Here is a 14,784-nt window from a genome sequence, read left to right on the forward strand (position 1 = left end):
TATCCCGGGCGGGTGCGCGGCCGCGGTGGCCTGGTGATAGGCAGGACGGCAGCACGGTGGGCCGGCGGCCCATCGACGGACTCGACGAGGAGACGCAGTGGCACAGCAGCGGACGGCGATCATCACAGGAGCGGCGCGCGGGATCGGCGCGGCCATCGCACGGCGGTTCGCCCAGGACGGGATGGCCGTCGCCGTCCTGGACCTGGACGAGGCCGCGTGCGCGGGCACGGTCGAGGAGATCCAGAAGGCCGGGGGCGAGGCGCTCGCGGTCGGTGCGAACGTCGCCGAGGAGGAGTCGGTCAACGCTGCGGTGGAGCGGATCGCCGCCGAGTTGGGTGCCCCGACGGTGCTGGTCAACAACGCCGGCATCACCCGGGACAACCTGCTGTTCAAGATGAGCGTCGCCGACTGGGACGCCGTCATGGGCGTGCACCTGCGGGGCGCCTTCCTGATGAGCAAGGCCGCGCAGACGCACATGGTCGAGGCCGAGTTCGGCCGGATCGTGAACCTCTCCAGCGTCTCGGCGCTGGGCAACCGCGGCCAGGTCAACTACTCCGCGGCCAAGGCGGGCATGCAGGGCTTCACCAAGACGCTCGCCATCGAGCTCGGCCGGTACAACGTGACCGCGAACGCGATCGCCCCCGGCTTCATCGAGACGGAGATGACCGCGCAGACCGCCGAGCGGGTGGGCGTGCCGTTCGAGCAGTTCAAGGAGATGGCCGCCAAGCAGATCCCGGTGGCCCGGGTCGGCCAGCCCGAGGACATCGCGCACACCGCGTCGTTCCTGTGCAGCGAGGGTGCGGGCTTCGTGTCCGGTCAGGTCATCTACGTCGCCGGCGGCCCCCGCGACTGACCCGGGCCCTCAGCACTGATCAGGTGCCCTGATCACCGGATGTCCCCCTGCACCAGCGTCGGTGCGGGGGGACGGTCAGTGGTCAGGTCACCTGATCACTGCTGAACGGACGGCGGCGGCTCGTCGCCGGGCCTCGTGGTCACACCGCGGCGGGCGAGTTCGGCGGTGAGCCGGGTCCACAGCCGGACCGGCAGCAGCCGGGCCAGCTTCATCGCGACCATCATCGGCACCGGGAAGACCACCTCGGCCTTGTCCCGGGCGATGCCGTCGGCGATGGTGCGGGCGGCCACGTCGGCCTCGACCTTGAACGGCATCGGGAAGAGGTTGCGGTCGGTCAGCCGGGTGGTCACGAACCCCGGGTTGACGAGCTGGACGACGACGCCGCGCGGGGCCAGCGAGCCGCGCAGGCCCTCCAGCAGGTTGATCAACGCCGCCTTGCCCGCGTTGTAGGCCTCCGAGTCCGGCAGGCCGCGGTAGCCGGCGACCGAGGCGACCCCGACGACCCGGCCGCGACCGGCGGCCAGCATCTGCGGGACGACGGCCTCCATGGTGTGCACCGCGCCCATCACGTTGACCTGCAGGTGGTCGGCGAACAGCTGCGAGTCCCACGGTTCCACGTGGAACGACGACCAGGTGCCGGCGTTGAGGACGGCGACGTCCAGCCCACCCAGCGCGTCCCGGACCCGCTCGCCTGCGGCCACGGTGGCCGCCCGGTCGGTGACGTCCACCGGGACGACGACCATCCGGCTCCCGGCCACCTCCGCGAGCTGCTCGGCGTTGCGGGCGCTGATCGCCACCCGGGCCCCTCGGTCGGCCAGCTCCGTCGCCAGCGCCGCACCGATGCCGGTCGAGGCGCCGGTGACCCAGATGCGTGCACCGGAGATCTCCATGCGGCCCAGCCTGGATGATGGCGGGCATGGCAGCACGCAAGAAGTCGTCCGCCGGGCCGGCACCACGGCTGGGGCACGGCGAGTTCGTGGCCTACCCGGGTGGCCCGGCCGCGATCTACGGCCTGCTGGAGCGGCTGAGCGCGGCGGCCGGCGACTCTCCGGACTTCGGCACGCCCGGGATCAGCCTGGACCGCAAGCGGCTGACCGTCCGCTGGCACGGCGAGCTCCCGGCGCCGATGCAGGCCGTGCTGGCCGACCCCGGCTGCGAGGTCACGGTGCAGCAGACCGAGTTCTGCCCCGGTGACCTGCGGGCGGAGGCGGAGCGGCTGCTCCGGGACCACCCGGGCGTCCTCGCCTCCGCCACGGCCCGGCCCGAGGGTGACGGGGTCGAGGTGCTCGTGCCGCCCGCGGTCGCCGACCCCGCCGGTGGTGCCGAGCAGGCGGTGACCGGCCTCAGCGCCGTCCCGCTGTTCGCCGAGGTCGGCGAGGCCCCACCGGCCTGAGCTGTTCCGCGTGCTCCTGCGCTGTTCCACCTGTTCTCGCGCCGGTGCAGTGGCGGAAGAGGGCGGAGAACAGCGCAAGAGCCCTCGTCAGCGGGCGGCGGTTGGGCCGTAGGCCAGGTGGGCGACGCCGTTGGACAGGGTCTCCGCGCTGAGCAGGGACAGCGGCTGGGACGTCCCCTCCGGGAACAGCCGGATCCCGGTGCCCACGGCCAGCGGGTAGACGTAGAGGTGCAGCTCGTCGACCAGCCCGTCGGCGAGCATCGCCCGCACCAGCGTGGCGCTGCCGCTGACGTACAGGTCGCCGTCCGCGTCGTCCTTGAGCGCCCGGATCCGGTCGGGCGAGTAGCCGCCGACCACGGTCGAGTTCCGCCAGACCGACTCGGCGTCGGTCAGCGTGGAGCTCACGACGTGCTTGCGGGTGTCGTTGAAGAACGGGGCGCCCTCGTCGTCCTCGACGGTCCGGGTGGACCAGGCCGGGGCGAACATCTCGAAGGTCCTCCGGCCGAGCAGGATCCCGGTCGAGGAACCGGTGAGCGCGCCGATGGAGGCGGCCAGGTCGTCGGGGAAGCCGTAGTCCATCGTCCACATCGGGGTGTCGACGACCCCGTCGACGGTGGTGAACTCGTGGACCTTGATCGCGCCCATGTGCAGTGCTCCTTTGTCGGGGGCCGGCGGTGTCGTACCTGAGACGGCATCCGGCACCGTTCCTCATCGGTGGGGCGGTGCTCAGCCGTAGCTGGGGTCCAGCGGGGTGTAAGGGTCCACGGCCACGGCATCGAGGTCCGGAGCGGTGAGGACGGCGGCGATCGCCGTGCGGCTGCCGCCGACGTAGGTGAGGTAGCCGTCGATCTCGGTGGCGACCAGCCAGGCCCGGTCCGCCGGCCACCACAGGCTCGCGCACCGCCACTCCACGGGCGTCGGCAGCACCGGCGCGGCCGCGACCGGGCCGGTGAGCAGGTGGTACGCCCGGTGCGGGATCTCCACGCGCATCGGCCGGTCGGTCCAGGCCTCGGTCTCCGGCAGGCCGAACCCCTCCCAGAGGCAGAAGAACGCCTCCTCCGGCGTGCCGGTGAGATCGGCGAGCACACGGGCGAGGGTCGCGGTCTCCCGCGCGTCCAGGCCGCCGTCGGAGGGCTTGCCCCAGCGGCGAGAACCGGCCACCAAGTCGGCGAACCGGATCCCGGAGGTCAGCGGGACCCCGGTGGCGGCGGCGATCTCCGACCACCGGTGCCGTCGATGCGGGGGCTCCCGCTCGTAGGTGGGCGGCAGCACCCGGGCGTAGGACGGGAAGACCGGCGGGACGAGCGCGGCGACCGTTGCCGACCCGGCCGTCGGCGTCAGCGCGGCCTCGACCCACGCCGCCGGGCTGGTGTCGGCCAGTACCGACATGCCCGGTGCCCAGTCGACCGGCTCCCGCGCGTCCATCCCGTGATCCTGACGGGCTTCGCGCGGCTCAGGAAGCCCTGCGCGCCCCAGGAAGTCCCTGGTCAGCCGAGGAAGGTGCTCACCAGCAGGTAGGCGTTCAGCGCGATGATCAGTGCGGCGACGACCGACCCGGTCAGCGTGGTGACCCGCCGGTTGACCCAGCCGCCCATCAGGTCCTCGCGGGAGGTGAGCCACAGCAGCGGCACCAGGGCGAACGGGATGCCGAAGCAGAGCACCACCTGCGACCAGACCAGCGCCGTCGTCGGGTCACCGCCCACGCCCAGCACCAGCAGCGCCGGGGCGAGGGTGATCAGCCGGCGGGTCAGCACCGGGATGTGCTTGCGCAGGAACCCGGCCATCACCACCTGCCCGGCATGGGTGCCGACCGAGGAGCTGGCGAACCCGGCAGCGAGCAGGGCGATGGCGAAGGCCAGGGCCGCACCGCTGCCGAGCTGGTCGCCGAGGCCGGCGTGCACGCTCTCCAGCGACTCGATGCCGTCGCCGGCGGTGAACAGCTGGGCGGCGATCACCAGCATCGCGGCGTTGACCAGCCCGGCCAGGCCCATGGCGATGAAGACGTCGATCCGCTGGGCACGCAGCAGCCCGCGCCGTCCGGAGTGCGACCTCCCCGCGGTGACGGTGTCGCCGTACCGGCCCGGCGTCAACGCGGAGTGCACGTAGATGACGTGCGGCATCACCGTCGCGCCGAGGATGCCGGTGGCCAGCAGCAGGCTGTCGGTGCCGGCGAAGCTGGGCACCATGCCGGAGGCGACGCCGCCCGGGTCGACCCCGGCACCCACCAGCGTGTAGACGAAGCCACCACCGATCACCAGCAGCAGCCCGGTGATCACCCGCTCGAACGGCCGGAACCCCCGCGACTGCGCGGCCAGCAGGATGAACGCGACGATCGCGGTGATGATCCCGCCCATCCACAGCGGCACCCCGAACAGCAGGTTCAGCGCGACCGCCCCGCCGACGATCTCGGCCAGGTCGGTGGCGATCGCGACCGCCTCGGCCTGTGCCCACAGTCCCCAGGTGACCGGCCGGGGGAACCGTTCGCGGCAGCAGGTGGCCAGGTCCCGACCGGTCGCCAGCCCCAGCTTGGCGGTGAGGGTCTGGATGAGCATCGCCATCAGGTTGGCCGCGACGATCACCCACAGCAGGGTGTAGCCGAACGAGGCGCCGCCGGAGAAGTTGGTCGCGAAGTTCCCGGGGTCGACGTAGGCGACGGCCGCGACGAACGCCGGCCCGAGCATCGGCCACAGCCGCCGCTTCGCCGTCGGCGCGGGTGGGGTGGACCGCGGCAGGGTGCGCGGCAGCGTGCTGGTGAGGACGGCGGCCTCGGTCTTCGACAGGTACACGGTGACCTCGCGGGGGCGGCGGCAGGAACGGTCGTCCCTGTCCTGCCCGACCCCCGCGGGCCACCGGGGCCGACCTGTGGCCCCCAGGGGTCAGGTCAGGCTCACCTGCGTCGTCTCAGGTGCGCGTGGGCTGGCGGACCATGGTCCAGATCGGCAGTTCGTGGTCGACGGCCGTCCGGGTCGAGTGCGTGACGGCGAAGCCCGACCGCTGCAGCCACCGGACGACGGTCGAGGTGTAGACCGTCGCCGCGGCCGGCACCCCGTCGGCGTCGCAGCGCTCGAGCACCGGCTGCAGCACCGCCGCACCCAGCCCCTGGTGCCGGGCGGCGGGCCGGGTGCCGACGGCGTGCAGCCACCAGTGCGGCTCGTCCGGGCGGCCGAGCGCGCCGAGCCGTTCGCTGGCCAGCACGACCGGCTGGCGGGCACCGAACACCCGCGGCAGGTCGCGGTCGATGACCGCCTGCAGGTCGGCGGCGTGCTCCCCGGCATCGGGGGCGACCCAGGCGGCGGCCGCGCTCACGTCGTCCGTCACCCAGGCCGTCCCGCCCAGCACCGGCACCAGCGCGCCCCACAGCTCCGCCCAGCGGGACAGCCGCTGGGTGCGGCCGTCCTCGGGCAGCGCCCAGGAGGTCCAGCGGTAGTCGGGGTAGGCGACGGCCAGCGTGGCGGCCAGCCGGGGGACGTCGGCGCGGGTGGCCTTCCGCACGACGGGGGGTTCGCTCACCCGAGGATCAGACCACGGGCAGGACCGCCGCCGCCGGGCGAGCTGTCAACCGCCATTCGCGGAGAGCGCAAGAATTGTGCCGACTGCGCAAAGAGCCATTCTGTGTCGACTTGTCCGACTGTCGGGCACTTGAGTGGTCCTCGTCCATTCCGACGGCCGGCAGGAGAACCACCGATGACCAGCGAACAGCTCCGAGCAGCAGCGACCAGCACCGCGTCGACCTTGGGAGACGCCGTGTACGACCGGCTGCTGAGGGAGCGGATCGTCTTCCTCGGGCAGGAGGTCGACGACGTGATCGCCAATCAGATCGCCGCACAGATGCTGTTGTTGTCCGCCGAGGACCCGCACCGGGACATCCACCTCTACATCAACTCCCCGGGCGGTTCGGTCTCCGGAGGAATGGCCGTCTACGACACCATGCAGTTCGTCGACTGCGACGTGGCCACCTACGGGATGGGCATGGTCGCGTCGATGGGGCAGTTCCTGCTCACCGCCGGGGCCGCGGGCAAGCGGTACGCCCTGCCGCACGCGCGGGTGATGATGCACCAGCCCTCGGCCGGGCTGGGCGGCACCGCGGCCGACATCGGGATCCAGGCCGAGATGCTCGGGCGGCTCAAGCGGCAGCTGAACGAGCTGCAGGCGCACCACACCGGCCAGGACGTCGACCAGGTCGAGCGGGACTCCGACCGGGACCGCTGGTTCACCGCGGTCCAGGCGCGGGACTACGGCCTCATCGACCGTGTGCTCCGCGACGCGTCGGCCCTGCCGGGGTGACCGGGGCTGTGGGCACCGCACCGGCGACGAGCTCGTCCATCCGGGCCGCGTGCGCGCCACGCCAGTAGACCTGCCCGCACCGGGTGCACCGGGGGAACTCCTCGACGGTGCGGCGGGTGCCCGGCTCCAGCAGGTCGGCCACCTCCGCCTTGGGCGCCGGCCGCAGCTCGCCGTTGCACGTGGTGCACCGGGTCAGCGGCGCCAGGACGACGGCGAACCGTTGAAGGACGTCGGCGAGCTGGTCGGCGGTGCCGCTGCCGCGCACCAGGGCCCCGCGCGGCAGCGCCCGGCGCATGAGCAGCCCCCGGTCCTGGGTCAGCAGCACGCGGTCCTCGGCCGCCGCCTGCGCCACCAGCTCGGGGTCGTCGGCGTCGTTGCGCCAGGCGGCGTCCAGGCCGAGCAGTCGGAGCCGCCGGGTCAGCCCGCCGAGCCCGACGTCCAGCAGGAAACCCCCGGTAGGGACCGGCTGGGGCCGGCCGACCGGCCGCACCTCCAGGACGGCGCCGGGCCCGGGCCGGGCGGCGGACGTCGCCTCCACTCCGTCGACCACCACCGGGCCGACCTCGGTCAGCGGGACACCGGCCGCCTGCACCAGGTGCCCGACGGTCGCATCGGGGTCGAAGGGCAGCCGTCGCTCGCCGGCGGACCGGGACCGCGGCGCGAGCAGCCACCGCAGCTCCGGGTCCAGCCGGACGACGACGTCGCGCCGCATCGCTGGCCCGGTCACGTCCGGGGCTCTACCCCCTGCTCCGGACGAGTCACACCGCCGGGGCGGTTTGCTTGAACAATCAAGTAATGCGGCGCAGACTGGGTGCCTCGACCGATCCCAGGAGTGCACCGTGCCCGTCCAGCGCCTGAACCACGCCGTCCTCTTCGTCCGGGACGTCGACCGCAGCACCGCCTTCTACCGCGACGTCCTCGGCTTCCGGGTGACGACCGAGATGCCCGGTCGGGCGGTGTTCCTGCAGGCCGAGGGGTCGACGAACGACCACGATCTGGGCCTGTTCGCGGTCGGGGAGCAGGCCGGCCCCTCCGGCGCCGGGCGCAGCACGGTGGGGCTGTACCACCTGGCCTGGGAGGTCGACACCCTCGCCGAGCTGGCCCGGATCCGCAGTGCGCTGGCCGACGCCGGGGCGCTGGCCGGGGCATCCGACCACGCCACCACGAAGGCGCTGTACGCCCGGGACCCCGACGGCATCGAGTTCGAGGTCTCCTGGCTGCTGCCGGCCGACCTAATCACCCCGGACGTCCAGGCGCTGGGCGCGACCACCCGCCCACTCGACCTGGACGCCGAGATCGCCCGCTACGGCGCGCAGACGAAGGGCGGCGTGGGCGTCAGCGTCCCGGTCTGACTACGCCCGGGCGCGCGCCGAGTGCGCAGTTGCGGTCGCCGACACGGGCCGACACGCCGCGCGGGGCGACCGCAACTGCGCAGTCGAGGACGGCGGGGCCTCAGCCGACCTGGGTCCCGGGCTGCGGGCGGATGACCAGGATGCTGCTGCTCGCGGTGCCGAGCAGCCGCTCGTCCGCGTCGAGCAAGCGGGCCTCGGCCAGCGCCGTCCGGCCGCCCAGGTGGGTCACCGTGCCGACGCAGGTCACCCGGCCGGTGTCCAGGGTGATCGCGCGGAGGAACTTCACCGTCAGGTCCAGGCTGGTGTAGCCCACGCCGGCCGGCAGCATCGAGTGGACGGCGCAGCCGGTGGCCGAGTCGAGCAGCGTGGCGTAGACGCCGCCGTGCACCGAGCCGATCGGGTTGTAGTGGTACTCGGCCGGCTCGAACGCGAAGACGACGCGGCCCGGCTCCACCTCGATCAGGTCGAACCCGAGCGTGTCGGCGATCGGCGGCCCGGGGAGCTCCCCGGCCACCACGGCGCGCAGCACGTCCAGCCCGGCGGCGGTGCGGGCGGCCGTCGCGGTCTCCATCGGGTCGCCCCAGGCGAAGGTCCTCATCCGATCGGTCACGGCCGGACGCTAGCGCGGGCCCTCGACGACCGGTCCGGCGTGGGGGAGTTGACACCGTCCCGGAGCGCGGACGATCCTGCCAGTACTGGTCATTACCAGTGCCGGGTGCATCGCAGGCGCCTGGTCGGGCCTGAGCCGTGGAGCGTGGCGATCCTGAGCGGAGCAGAGCCGGGTGGCCCCGTGCTGCGGGGCCGGCTGGTCACCGGCGGCTCGGTCGTGGACGACGCGGTGCTCGCCGTCGCCGGAGACCGGGTCGCGTTCGCCGGCCCGGCCCGGGACTGGACCGGTGCGCTGCCCGCCCCTGCGCCGGGGACGCTGCTGCTGCCCGGGCTGGTCGACCTGCACTGCCACGGGGCCGCCGGGCACGGCTTCCCCGACGCGGACGTCGCCGGGGCACGCGCCGCGGCCGCCCACCACCGGGTCCACGGGACGACGACGCTGGTGGCCAGCCTGGTCTCGGCCCCGGCGGCGGTGCTGCGCGAGCGGCTGACCGTGCTCGCCCCGCTGGTCGAGGCCGGCGAGCTGGCCGGGGTGCACCTGGAGGGACCGTTCCTCTCCGCCGCCCGCTGCGGCGCCCAGGACCCGGCTGCACTCGTCCCGGGGGACCCGGCGCTGCTGGCCGAGCTGCTGACCCTCGGGCGGGGGACGGTCGTCTCGATGACCCTGGCGCCGGAGACCGCGCACCGGGCCGAACTGGTCGACCTGCTGCGCGCGCACGGGGCGCTGCCCAGCTTCGGGCACACCGACGCCGCCGCCGCCGAGGTCACCGCCGCGATCCGGTCGGCTGCCCCTGGCGGCCCGCTGTCGGCCACCCACCTGTTCAACGGCATGCCGCCGCTGCTGTCCCGGGCGCCGGGCCCGGTCGCCGCCTGCCTCGCCGCCGCCGCGCGCGGCGAGCTCGTCGTCGAGCTGATCGGCGACGGCGTGCACCTGGCACCGGAGACGGTGGCGACGGTCTTCGCCCTGGTCGGTCCGGGGGCGATCGCGCTGGTCACCGACGCGATGGCCGCCGCCGGGATGGCGGACGGCAGCTACCGCCTCGGCTCGCTGCCGGTCGAGGTGCGCGACGGCGTCGCCCGGCTCGCCGGGGGAACGGGGGCGATCGCCGGCGGCACCGCCCGGCTGGTGGACGTCGTCCGGTCGACGGTGGCAGCTGGAGTTCCACTCGCCGATGCCGTCCGTTCGGCGACCGCCACCCCGGCCCGGTTGCTGGGCCGCGAGGATGTGGGCGAGCTGGTCCCGGGCCGACGGGCCGACGTGCTCGTCACCGACCTGTACCTGAACCCCACCGCCGTCCTGCGGGCCGGCGTGTGGGTGCACCGAGAGGAGAGCTGACCGTGGAGGTCGTCCTGCTGCCCAGCCCCGAGGACTGCGGGCGAGTCGTCGCCGACGCGGTCGCCGGGTCGGTGCTGGCCGCACTGGAGCGGGGCGGGCCGGTGGTGCTCGGCCTGGCCACCGGGTCCTCGCCGTTGCTCGCCTACCGTGAGCTGCTGCGCCGGCACCAGGAGGAGGGGCTGTCCTTCGACGGCGTGCAGGCGTTCCTGCTCGACGAGTACGTGGGTCTGCCCGCCGGCCACCCGGAGAGCTACCGCGAGGTGATCCGCCGGGAGCTGACCGACGAGCTCGGGTTGGACCCGGCGGTGGTGCACGGCCCGGACGGCGCGGCCACCGACCCGCTGCAGGCCGCCCTGGACTACGAGGCGCAGCTGCTGGCCGCCGGGCCGGTGGCGGTGCAGGTGCTGGGCATCGGCGCCAACGGGCACCTGGGGTTCAACGAGCCCGGCTCGTCGCTGGCCAGCCGCACCCGGGTCAAGACGCTCACCGAGCAGACCCGGTCCGACAACGCGCGGTTCTTCGGCGACGACGTCGCCGCGGTGCCCCGGCATGTGATCACCCAGGGGCTGGGCACGATCCTGGGCGCCGAGCACCTGGTGCTGGTGGCGACCGGGGAGGCGAAGGCGGCCGCGATCGCCGCCGCGGTGGAGGGGCCGCTGACGGCGTCCTGCCCGGCGTCGGTGCTCCAGCTGCACCGGCACGTCACCCTCGTCGTCGACGAGGCGGCCGGTGCCCAGCTGGCCCGGGCCGACTACTACCGCTACGTGCTCGGCCACAAGCTGACCGACCAGAGGTGGTGACTGCGCTGATCGTCGACGGGGTGGTGCCCAAGCACGAGCAGCTGCGCGGCCGGCTGACCGAGCTGGCCACCCGGCTCCCGGCGGGCACCCCGTTGCCCGGGGAGCGCCAGCTGTGCGTCGAGCACGGGGTCAGCCGGATCACCGTGCGCGAGGCGATCGGCCAGCTGGTCAGCGAGGGGGTGCTGGTGCGGGTGCGCGGCAAGGGCACCTTCGTGGCCGAGCGGCCCGCGCGGTCCCGGCTGCACCTGGCCTCCTTCCACTCCGACATGCGCCGGCTCGGGCTGCGGCCGAGCACCGTCGTCCTGGCGATCGCCCGCGCCGTGCCGCCGCAGATGACCCGGGCTGCGCTGGAGCTGGCCGCGGGGGAGCGGGCCTGGCACGTGCGCCGGCTGCGGCTGGCCGACGACCAGCCGATGTCGGTCGACGACGGCTGGTACCCGGTCGCCGTCGCGCCCGACCTGGACGAGGTCGACCTCACCGGCTCGCTCTACACGCTGTTCGCCGAGCGGTACGGCTGTGTGATCGAGCGGGCCGAGCAGACGGTGCGGGCGGCGGAGGCCGACCGTGAGTGCGCCGTCCTGCTGGGGGTGCCGCCGTCCCGCCCGGTGCTGGTGTTCGACCGGGTCTCCTACAGCGCGGGCCGGCCGGTCGAGCACGCGCTGTCGACCTACCGCGGTGACCGGTACGAGGTGGCGATGACCGTCGGGCCGGGGCAGGGATGAGCGACCCGGGGCACTGCACCCTCGCGGTGGACGAGCTCTCCGACGACCCGCCCCCGGCGCTGCGCTGAGCCGGGTGCGGACGTCATGCCTCAGGCGGCGACGCGGGTGCTGCTGAGCAGCCGGCCGTGCTCGGCGGCCTCCCGCTCGGCGGTGGCCTTGAGCTCGGCGGCCAGCTCGGTGAAGGAGTCCAGCGCCGGGTTGACCCCGACCAGGGTGAAGTCCCGCTCGACCACCCGGAGGTCCAGCTGCCAGACGTCGGCCAGGATGCGCCGCAGCCAGGAGGTGGCGTGGTCCCAGCCCTCGCGGGGGGTGCCCGCGCTGTAGTTGCCGCCGCGCACCACCGCCAGCACGGCGGGCTTGCCGGCCAGCGGTGGCTCGGCCCGCGGGCCCATCCGCGGGTCGGTGATCACCAGGTCGACCCAGGTCTTGACGTGCTGGGAGACGCCGAAGTTGTACAGCGGGACGGCGAAGAGCAGGGCCTCCGCGTCGACGAGCTCGTCGGTCAGCGTCGTCGCGAGGGCCAGCGCGCCGGTCTGCTCCGGCGTCCGTTGCTCGGCCGGGAGGTAGGAGCCGGCGACGGCTGCACCCCACGCGTCGGCCGGCAGCGGCTCGGTGCCGATGTGCCGGCGGGTGACCGGGGCGTCGGGGTTCCCGGCCCGCCACTCGCGCTCCACGATGTCGGCGATCTCGCGGCTGGCCGACCCCTCGACCCGGATGCTGGCGTCCAGACGGAACAGCGACATGGCAAGTACTCCCTCAGAGCTAGTAGCTAGCTGATTGCTAGCACTTCGGGAAAGCTAGCACTTCGACCGCAGGGGCACGAGAGGTGGCGGTCCTACGATGACCGGGTGGCCGAGGACCTGGTGCACACGCCGGAGGCGTGCGACGACGCGCTGGCACGCGCGTTCGGCTTCCTCGGCAAGCGGTGGAACGGGCTGATCATCGGCGTGCTCGCCGGCGGGCCGGCGACGTTCACCGGGCTCCGTCGGGCCGTGGGCGGGATCAGCGACTCCGTGCTCTCCGACCGGTTGACCGAGCTGGCCGCGGCGGGGCTGATCCAGCGCACCGTCGACGACGGGCCGCCGGTGGCGGTGAGCTACCAGCTGACCGACGCGGGCCGGTCCCTGACGCCGGTGCTCGAGCAGCTGACCACCTGGGCCCGCGAGAGCCTCCCCGCGCAGTCGTGTGCGGGCCGGCACTGAGGCTCAGCAGCCGCAGCTGACCCCTGCTGGGGCGGTGAGCGGGTCGACCGCCGGGCGGGTGATCCCGGTCGCGGTCTCCACCGGCAGGCCCTCCCGGGCCCAGTACTCGAATCCGCCGATCATCTCCCGCACCCGGTAGCCCAGCTGGGCCAGGGTCAGCGCCGCGCGGGTGGCACCGTTGCAGCCCGGCCCCCAGCAGTACGCCACCACCGGGACGCCGGGGTCGAGCTCGGCCGCCGCCCGCCCGGCGATCTCCCGTCCGGGCAGGTGGACGGCGCCGGGCACGTGCCCCTGCGCCCAGGACTCCGCGCTGCGGGTGTCGACCAGCACGAAGCCGGGCCGGCCGGACTCCAGTGCGGCGTGGACGTCGGAGACGTCGGTCTCCACGGCCAGCCGCCGGGCGAAGTGGGCGGCGGCATCGGCTGGGTCGGTCGTCCAGGCCATGCCGTCGATGGTGGCGGCCGTGCTCCGGGCCGAACAGCGCCCACCCTGCCGGCGGCCGCAGCGATCCGGCCCTTGACATCCCAGGCCCCTGACATGTCAGATGTCAATCGTGGCCCTCGACCCCGTCCCGCGGGTACTGCTGCGCGACCAGGCGCTGACCCGGATCCGCGACGCGATCGTGGCGGGCGACCTCCCGCCCGGGACGGTGGTGAAGGACGCGGTGCTCGCCAGCCGGCTCGGTCTCTCGGTGGCCCCGGTGCGCGCCGCACTCGCCCGGCTGACCGACGAGGGGCTGGTGGAGGCCAAGCCGCAGAGCCACACCCGCGTGACGCCGCTGGTGCTCGAGCAGGTGCGCGACGCCGCCGTCGTCGTCCGGGCGATGCACGAGCTGGCGGTGCGCGAGGCCGTCGGCCGGGTCACCGCCGCGGACGTCGCCGCGATGCGGGCGGCCAACGAGCGGTTCGCCGCCGCGCTGCGGTCCGGCGACGTCGACGCCGCGATGGAGGCCGACGACGAGCTGCACGACGTCCTGCTGGCCCGCTGTGGGAACGCCGCGCTCACCGCCACCGTCGGCCGCTTCACCCCGGCCATCCGCCGGCTGGAGCGGCAGCGGTTCGCCGCCCACGGCGAGGGCTCGGTCGCCCTGCACGACCGCCTGATCGCCGCCTGCGCGGCAGCCGACGCCGACACCGCCGTCGCGACCACCACCGAGATCTGGACGGCGCTGCTGTCCCAACTGGAGGAGACCACCGATGGCCAGCCTTGCTGACTTCCCCCGCCACTCCCTGCTCTTCGGCCCCTCGCCGGTGCACCGGCTCGACCGGCTGACCGCGCACCTGGGCGGCGCGGCGGTGTGGGCGAAGCGGGAGGACGTGAACTCCGGCATCGCCTTCGGTGGCAACAAGACCCGCAAGCTGGAGTACCTGGTCGCCGACGCGCTGGCCCAGGGCTGCGACACGCTGGTGTCGATCGGCGGCGTGCAGAGCAACCACACCCGCCAGGTCGCCGCGGTCGCCGCGCACCTCGGGCTGAAGTGCGTGCTGGTGCAGGAGAGCTGGGTCGACTGGCCGGACGCCGTCTACGACAAGGTCGGCAACATCCTCATCTCCCGGCTGGCCGGCGCTGACGTCCGGCTGGTCAAGGCCGGGTTCGGCATCGGGTTCAAGGAGAGCTGGGAGACCGCGCTCCGGGAGATCACCGACGCCGGCGGCAAGCCCTACCCGATCCCGGCCGGGGCGTCGGACCACCCGCTCGGTGGGCTGGGCTTCGCCAACTGGGCGCACGAGGTGGCCGCCCAGGAGGCGGAGCTCGGGGTCTTCTTCGACACCGTCGTCGTCTGCTCGGTGACCGGCTCGACGCAGGCCGGCATGGTCGCCGGCTTCGCGCAGCTGGAGGAGCAGGGCGCCCGGCCGCGCCGGGTGCTCGGGGTGGACGCCTCGGCCAAGCCGGCGGAGACCCGGGACCAGGTGCTGCGGATCGCACAGCGGACGGCGTCGGCGATCGGGCTGCAGCGCGAGCTCACCCTGGACGACGTGGAGCTCGACGAGCGCTACCACGCCGGCATCTACGGCATCCCCGATGCGACGACCATCCGGGCGATGGAGCTGGCCGCCCGCACCGAGGGCATGGTCACCGACCCGGTGTACGAGGGGAAGTCGATGGCCGCGACGATCGACCTGGTCGGCCGGGGCGAGATCGACCGGTCGTCCACCGTCCTCTACGCCCACCTCGGCGGCCAGCCCGCGCTGAACGGCTACAGCGCCCTCTTCTCCTGACGCCGCTGAGCTGG

19 protein-coding genes are annotated in these 14,784 nt (G+C 74.1%); 10 read left to right on the plus strand and 9 right to left on the minus strand.

All coding sequences use genetic code 11. The annotated features are described in order from the left end of the window. Window positions 1–97: 97 nt before the first annotated feature. Window positions 98–853, plus strand: a complete 756-nt coding sequence (fabG, locus tag O2W18_RS18070; RefSeq protein ID WP_269188819.1) for a 3-oxoacyl-ACP reductase FabG — start codon at window positions 98–100, stop codon at window positions 851–853. A 95-nt stretch (window positions 854–948) separates the two neighbouring features. Here fabG and O2W18_RS18075 read toward each other — a convergent pair whose 3' ends face one another. Next, window positions 949–1,743, minus strand: coding sequence for an SDR family NAD(P)-dependent oxidoreductase (locus tag O2W18_RS18075; protein ID WP_269188820.1), 795 nt, complete (start codon window positions 1,741–1,743; stop codon window positions 949–951). A gap of 26 nt (window positions 1,744–1,769) precedes the next feature. On the opposite strand from O2W18_RS18075, the gene O2W18_RS18080 reads away from it, so the two are divergent. After that, the gene (locus O2W18_RS18080) at window positions 1,770–2,246 is read left to right on the plus strand and encodes a hypothetical protein (RefSeq protein ID WP_269188821.1); all 477 of its coding nucleotides are present in this window, start codon (window positions 1,770–1,772) and stop codon (window positions 2,244–2,246) included. 87 nt (window positions 2,247–2,333) lie between these two features. Here O2W18_RS18080 and O2W18_RS18085 read toward each other — a convergent pair whose 3' ends face one another. The 4 genes from O2W18_RS18085 to O2W18_RS18100 form a co-directional block, all read right to left on the minus strand. After that, window positions 2,334–2,891 (minus strand): dihydrofolate reductase family protein, encoded by a 558-nt coding sequence (locus O2W18_RS18085; protein WP_269188822.1) that lies wholly within the window; start codon window positions 2,889–2,891, stop codon window positions 2,334–2,336. Window positions 2,892–2,972: 81 nt separating this feature from the next. Then, window positions 2,973–3,671, minus strand: a complete 699-nt coding sequence (locus tag O2W18_RS18090) for a hypothetical protein (RefSeq protein WP_269188823.1) — start codon at window positions 3,669–3,671, stop codon at window positions 2,973–2,975. A gap of 62 nt (window positions 3,672–3,733) precedes the next feature. After that, window positions 3,734–5,032: an Nramp family divalent metal transporter gene (locus O2W18_RS18095; protein ID WP_269188824.1), complete on the minus strand. Its 1,299-nt coding sequence runs from the start codon at window positions 5,030–5,032 to the stop codon at window positions 3,734–3,736. Between the two features lie 115 nt (window positions 5,033–5,147). Then, window positions 5,148–5,756, minus strand: a complete 609-nt coding sequence (locus O2W18_RS18100) for a GNAT family N-acetyltransferase (protein WP_269188825.1) — start codon at window positions 5,754–5,756, stop codon at window positions 5,148–5,150. Between the two features lie 174 nt (window positions 5,757–5,930). Here O2W18_RS18100 and O2W18_RS18105 point away from each other — a divergent pair, with 174 nt between their 5' ends. Then, entirely contained in the window at window positions 5,931–6,530 is a 600-nt protein-coding gene (locus tag O2W18_RS18105) for an ATP-dependent Clp protease proteolytic subunit (RefSeq protein ID WP_269188826.1), read from the plus strand. On the opposite strand, the gene O2W18_RS18110 is transcribed toward O2W18_RS18105, so the two are convergent. After that, window positions 6,487–7,257: a Mut7-C RNAse domain-containing protein gene (locus O2W18_RS18110; RefSeq protein ID WP_269188827.1), complete on the minus strand. Its 771-nt coding sequence runs from the start codon at window positions 7,255–7,257 to the stop codon at window positions 6,487–6,489. The genes O2W18_RS18105 and O2W18_RS18110 overlap by 44 nt on opposite strands. A gap of 112 nt (window positions 7,258–7,369) precedes the next feature. On the opposite strand from O2W18_RS18110, the gene O2W18_RS18115 reads away from it, so the two are divergent. Next, window positions 7,370–7,882, plus strand: a complete 513-nt coding sequence (locus tag O2W18_RS18115) for a VOC family protein (protein ID WP_269188828.1) — start codon at window positions 7,370–7,372, stop codon at window positions 7,880–7,882. 100 nt (window positions 7,883–7,982) lie between these two features. Here the strand turns inward: O2W18_RS18115 and O2W18_RS18120 are convergent, their stop codons facing one another. Then, complete coding sequence (locus O2W18_RS18120; RefSeq protein WP_269188829.1) at window positions 7,983–8,492, minus strand: PaaI family thioesterase; 510 nt, start codon at window positions 8,490–8,492, stop codon at window positions 7,983–7,985. 144 nt (window positions 8,493–8,636) lie between these two features. Here O2W18_RS18120 and O2W18_RS18125 point away from each other — a divergent pair, with 144 nt between their 5' ends. The 3 genes from O2W18_RS18125 to O2W18_RS18135 are packed head-to-tail and all read left to right on the plus strand — an operon-like array spanning window position 8,637 to window position 11,349. Next, window positions 8,637–9,827 (plus strand): N-acetylglucosamine-6-phosphate deacetylase, encoded by a 1,191-nt coding sequence (locus tag O2W18_RS18125; protein WP_269188830.1) that lies wholly within the window; start codon window positions 8,637–8,639, stop codon window positions 9,825–9,827. Between the two features lie 2 nt (window positions 9,828–9,829). Then, complete coding sequence (gene nagB, locus O2W18_RS18130) at window positions 9,830–10,627, plus strand: glucosamine-6-phosphate deaminase (protein ID WP_269188831.1); 798 nt, start codon at window positions 9,830–9,832, stop codon at window positions 10,625–10,627. After that, a complete protein-coding gene (locus O2W18_RS18135) occupies window positions 10,624–11,349 on the plus strand; it encodes a GntR family transcriptional regulator (RefSeq protein ID WP_269188832.1) in 726 nt (241 codons plus the stop codon). Before nagB ends, O2W18_RS18135 begins: the two co-directional genes overlap by 4 nt. Window positions 11,350–11,438: 89 nt before the next feature. Here the strand turns inward: O2W18_RS18135 and O2W18_RS18140 are convergent, their stop codons facing one another. Next, window positions 11,439–12,092 carry an FMN-dependent NADH-azoreductase gene (locus O2W18_RS18140; RefSeq protein WP_269188833.1) on the minus strand — a complete coding sequence of 218 codons (654 nt, stop codon included), beginning with the start codon at window positions 12,090–12,092 and terminating at the stop codon, window positions 11,439–11,441. 105 nt (window positions 12,093–12,197) lie between these two features. On the opposite strand from O2W18_RS18140, the gene O2W18_RS18145 reads away from it, so the two are divergent. Further along, window positions 12,198–12,551 carry a winged helix-turn-helix transcriptional regulator gene (locus O2W18_RS18145; RefSeq protein WP_269188834.1) on the plus strand — a complete coding sequence of 118 codons (354 nt, stop codon included), beginning with the start codon at window positions 12,198–12,200 and terminating at the stop codon, window positions 12,549–12,551. 3 nt (window positions 12,552–12,554) lie between these two features. Here O2W18_RS18145 and O2W18_RS18150 read toward each other — a convergent pair whose 3' ends face one another. Continuing rightward, window positions 12,555–12,995 carry a rhodanese-like domain-containing protein gene (locus O2W18_RS18150; protein ID WP_269188835.1) on the minus strand — a complete coding sequence of 147 codons (441 nt, stop codon included), beginning with the start codon at window positions 12,993–12,995 and terminating at the stop codon, window positions 12,555–12,557. A gap of 109 nt (window positions 12,996–13,104) precedes the next feature. On the opposite strand from O2W18_RS18150, the gene O2W18_RS18155 reads away from it, so the two are divergent. Both O2W18_RS18155 and O2W18_RS18160 read left to right on the plus strand, forming a co-directional pair. Further along, complete coding sequence (locus O2W18_RS18155; protein WP_442929149.1) at window positions 13,105–13,764, plus strand: GntR family transcriptional regulator; 660 nt, start codon at window positions 13,105–13,107, stop codon at window positions 13,762–13,764. Beyond that, window positions 13,748–14,770 carry a 1-aminocyclopropane-1-carboxylate deaminase gene (locus tag O2W18_RS18160; RefSeq protein WP_269188837.1) on the plus strand — a complete coding sequence of 341 codons (1,023 nt, stop codon included), beginning with the start codon at window positions 13,748–13,750 and terminating at the stop codon, window positions 14,768–14,770. The genes O2W18_RS18155 and O2W18_RS18160 overlap by 17 nt, the downstream gene beginning before the upstream one ends. Window positions 14,771–14,784 lie beyond the last annotated feature (14 nt).

The sequence above is a fragment of the Modestobacter sp. VKM Ac-2983 genome, from assembly GCF_026967885.1.
Taxonomy (GTDB): domain Bacteria; phylum Actinomycetota; class Actinomycetes; order Mycobacteriales; family Geodermatophilaceae; genus Modestobacter.

Coding starts and splice junctions, on each gene's coding strand:
- O2W18_RS18150 (WP_269188835.1), bottom strand. CDS start 12,995: ATGGCCTGGACGACCGACCCAGCCGATGCCGCCGCCCACTTCGCCCGG.
- O2W18_RS18075 (WP_269188820.1), bottom strand. CDS start 1,743: ATGGAGATCTCCGGTGCACGCATCTGGGTCACCGGCGCCTCGACCGGC.
- O2W18_RS18085 (WP_269188822.1), bottom strand. CDS start 2,891: ATGGGCGCGATCAAGGTCCACGAGTTCACCACCGTCGACGGGGTCGTC.
- O2W18_RS18090 (WP_269188823.1), bottom strand. CDS start 3,671: ATGGACGCGCGGGAGCCGGTCGACTGGGCACCGGGCATGTCGGTACTG.
- O2W18_RS18080 (WP_269188821.1), top strand. CDS start 1,770: ATGGCAGCACGCAAGAAGTCGTCCGCCGGGCCGGCACCACGGCTGGGG.
- O2W18_RS18105 (WP_269188826.1), top strand. CDS start 5,931: ATGACCAGCGAACAGCTCCGAGCAGCAGCGACCAGCACCGCGTCGACC.
- O2W18_RS18160 (WP_269188837.1), top strand. CDS start 13,748: ATGGCCAGCCTTGCTGACTTCCCCCGCCACTCCCTGCTCTTCGGCCCC.
- O2W18_RS18140 (WP_269188833.1), bottom strand. CDS start 12,092: ATGTCGCTGTTCCGTCTGGACGCCAGCATCCGGGTCGAGGGGTCGGCC.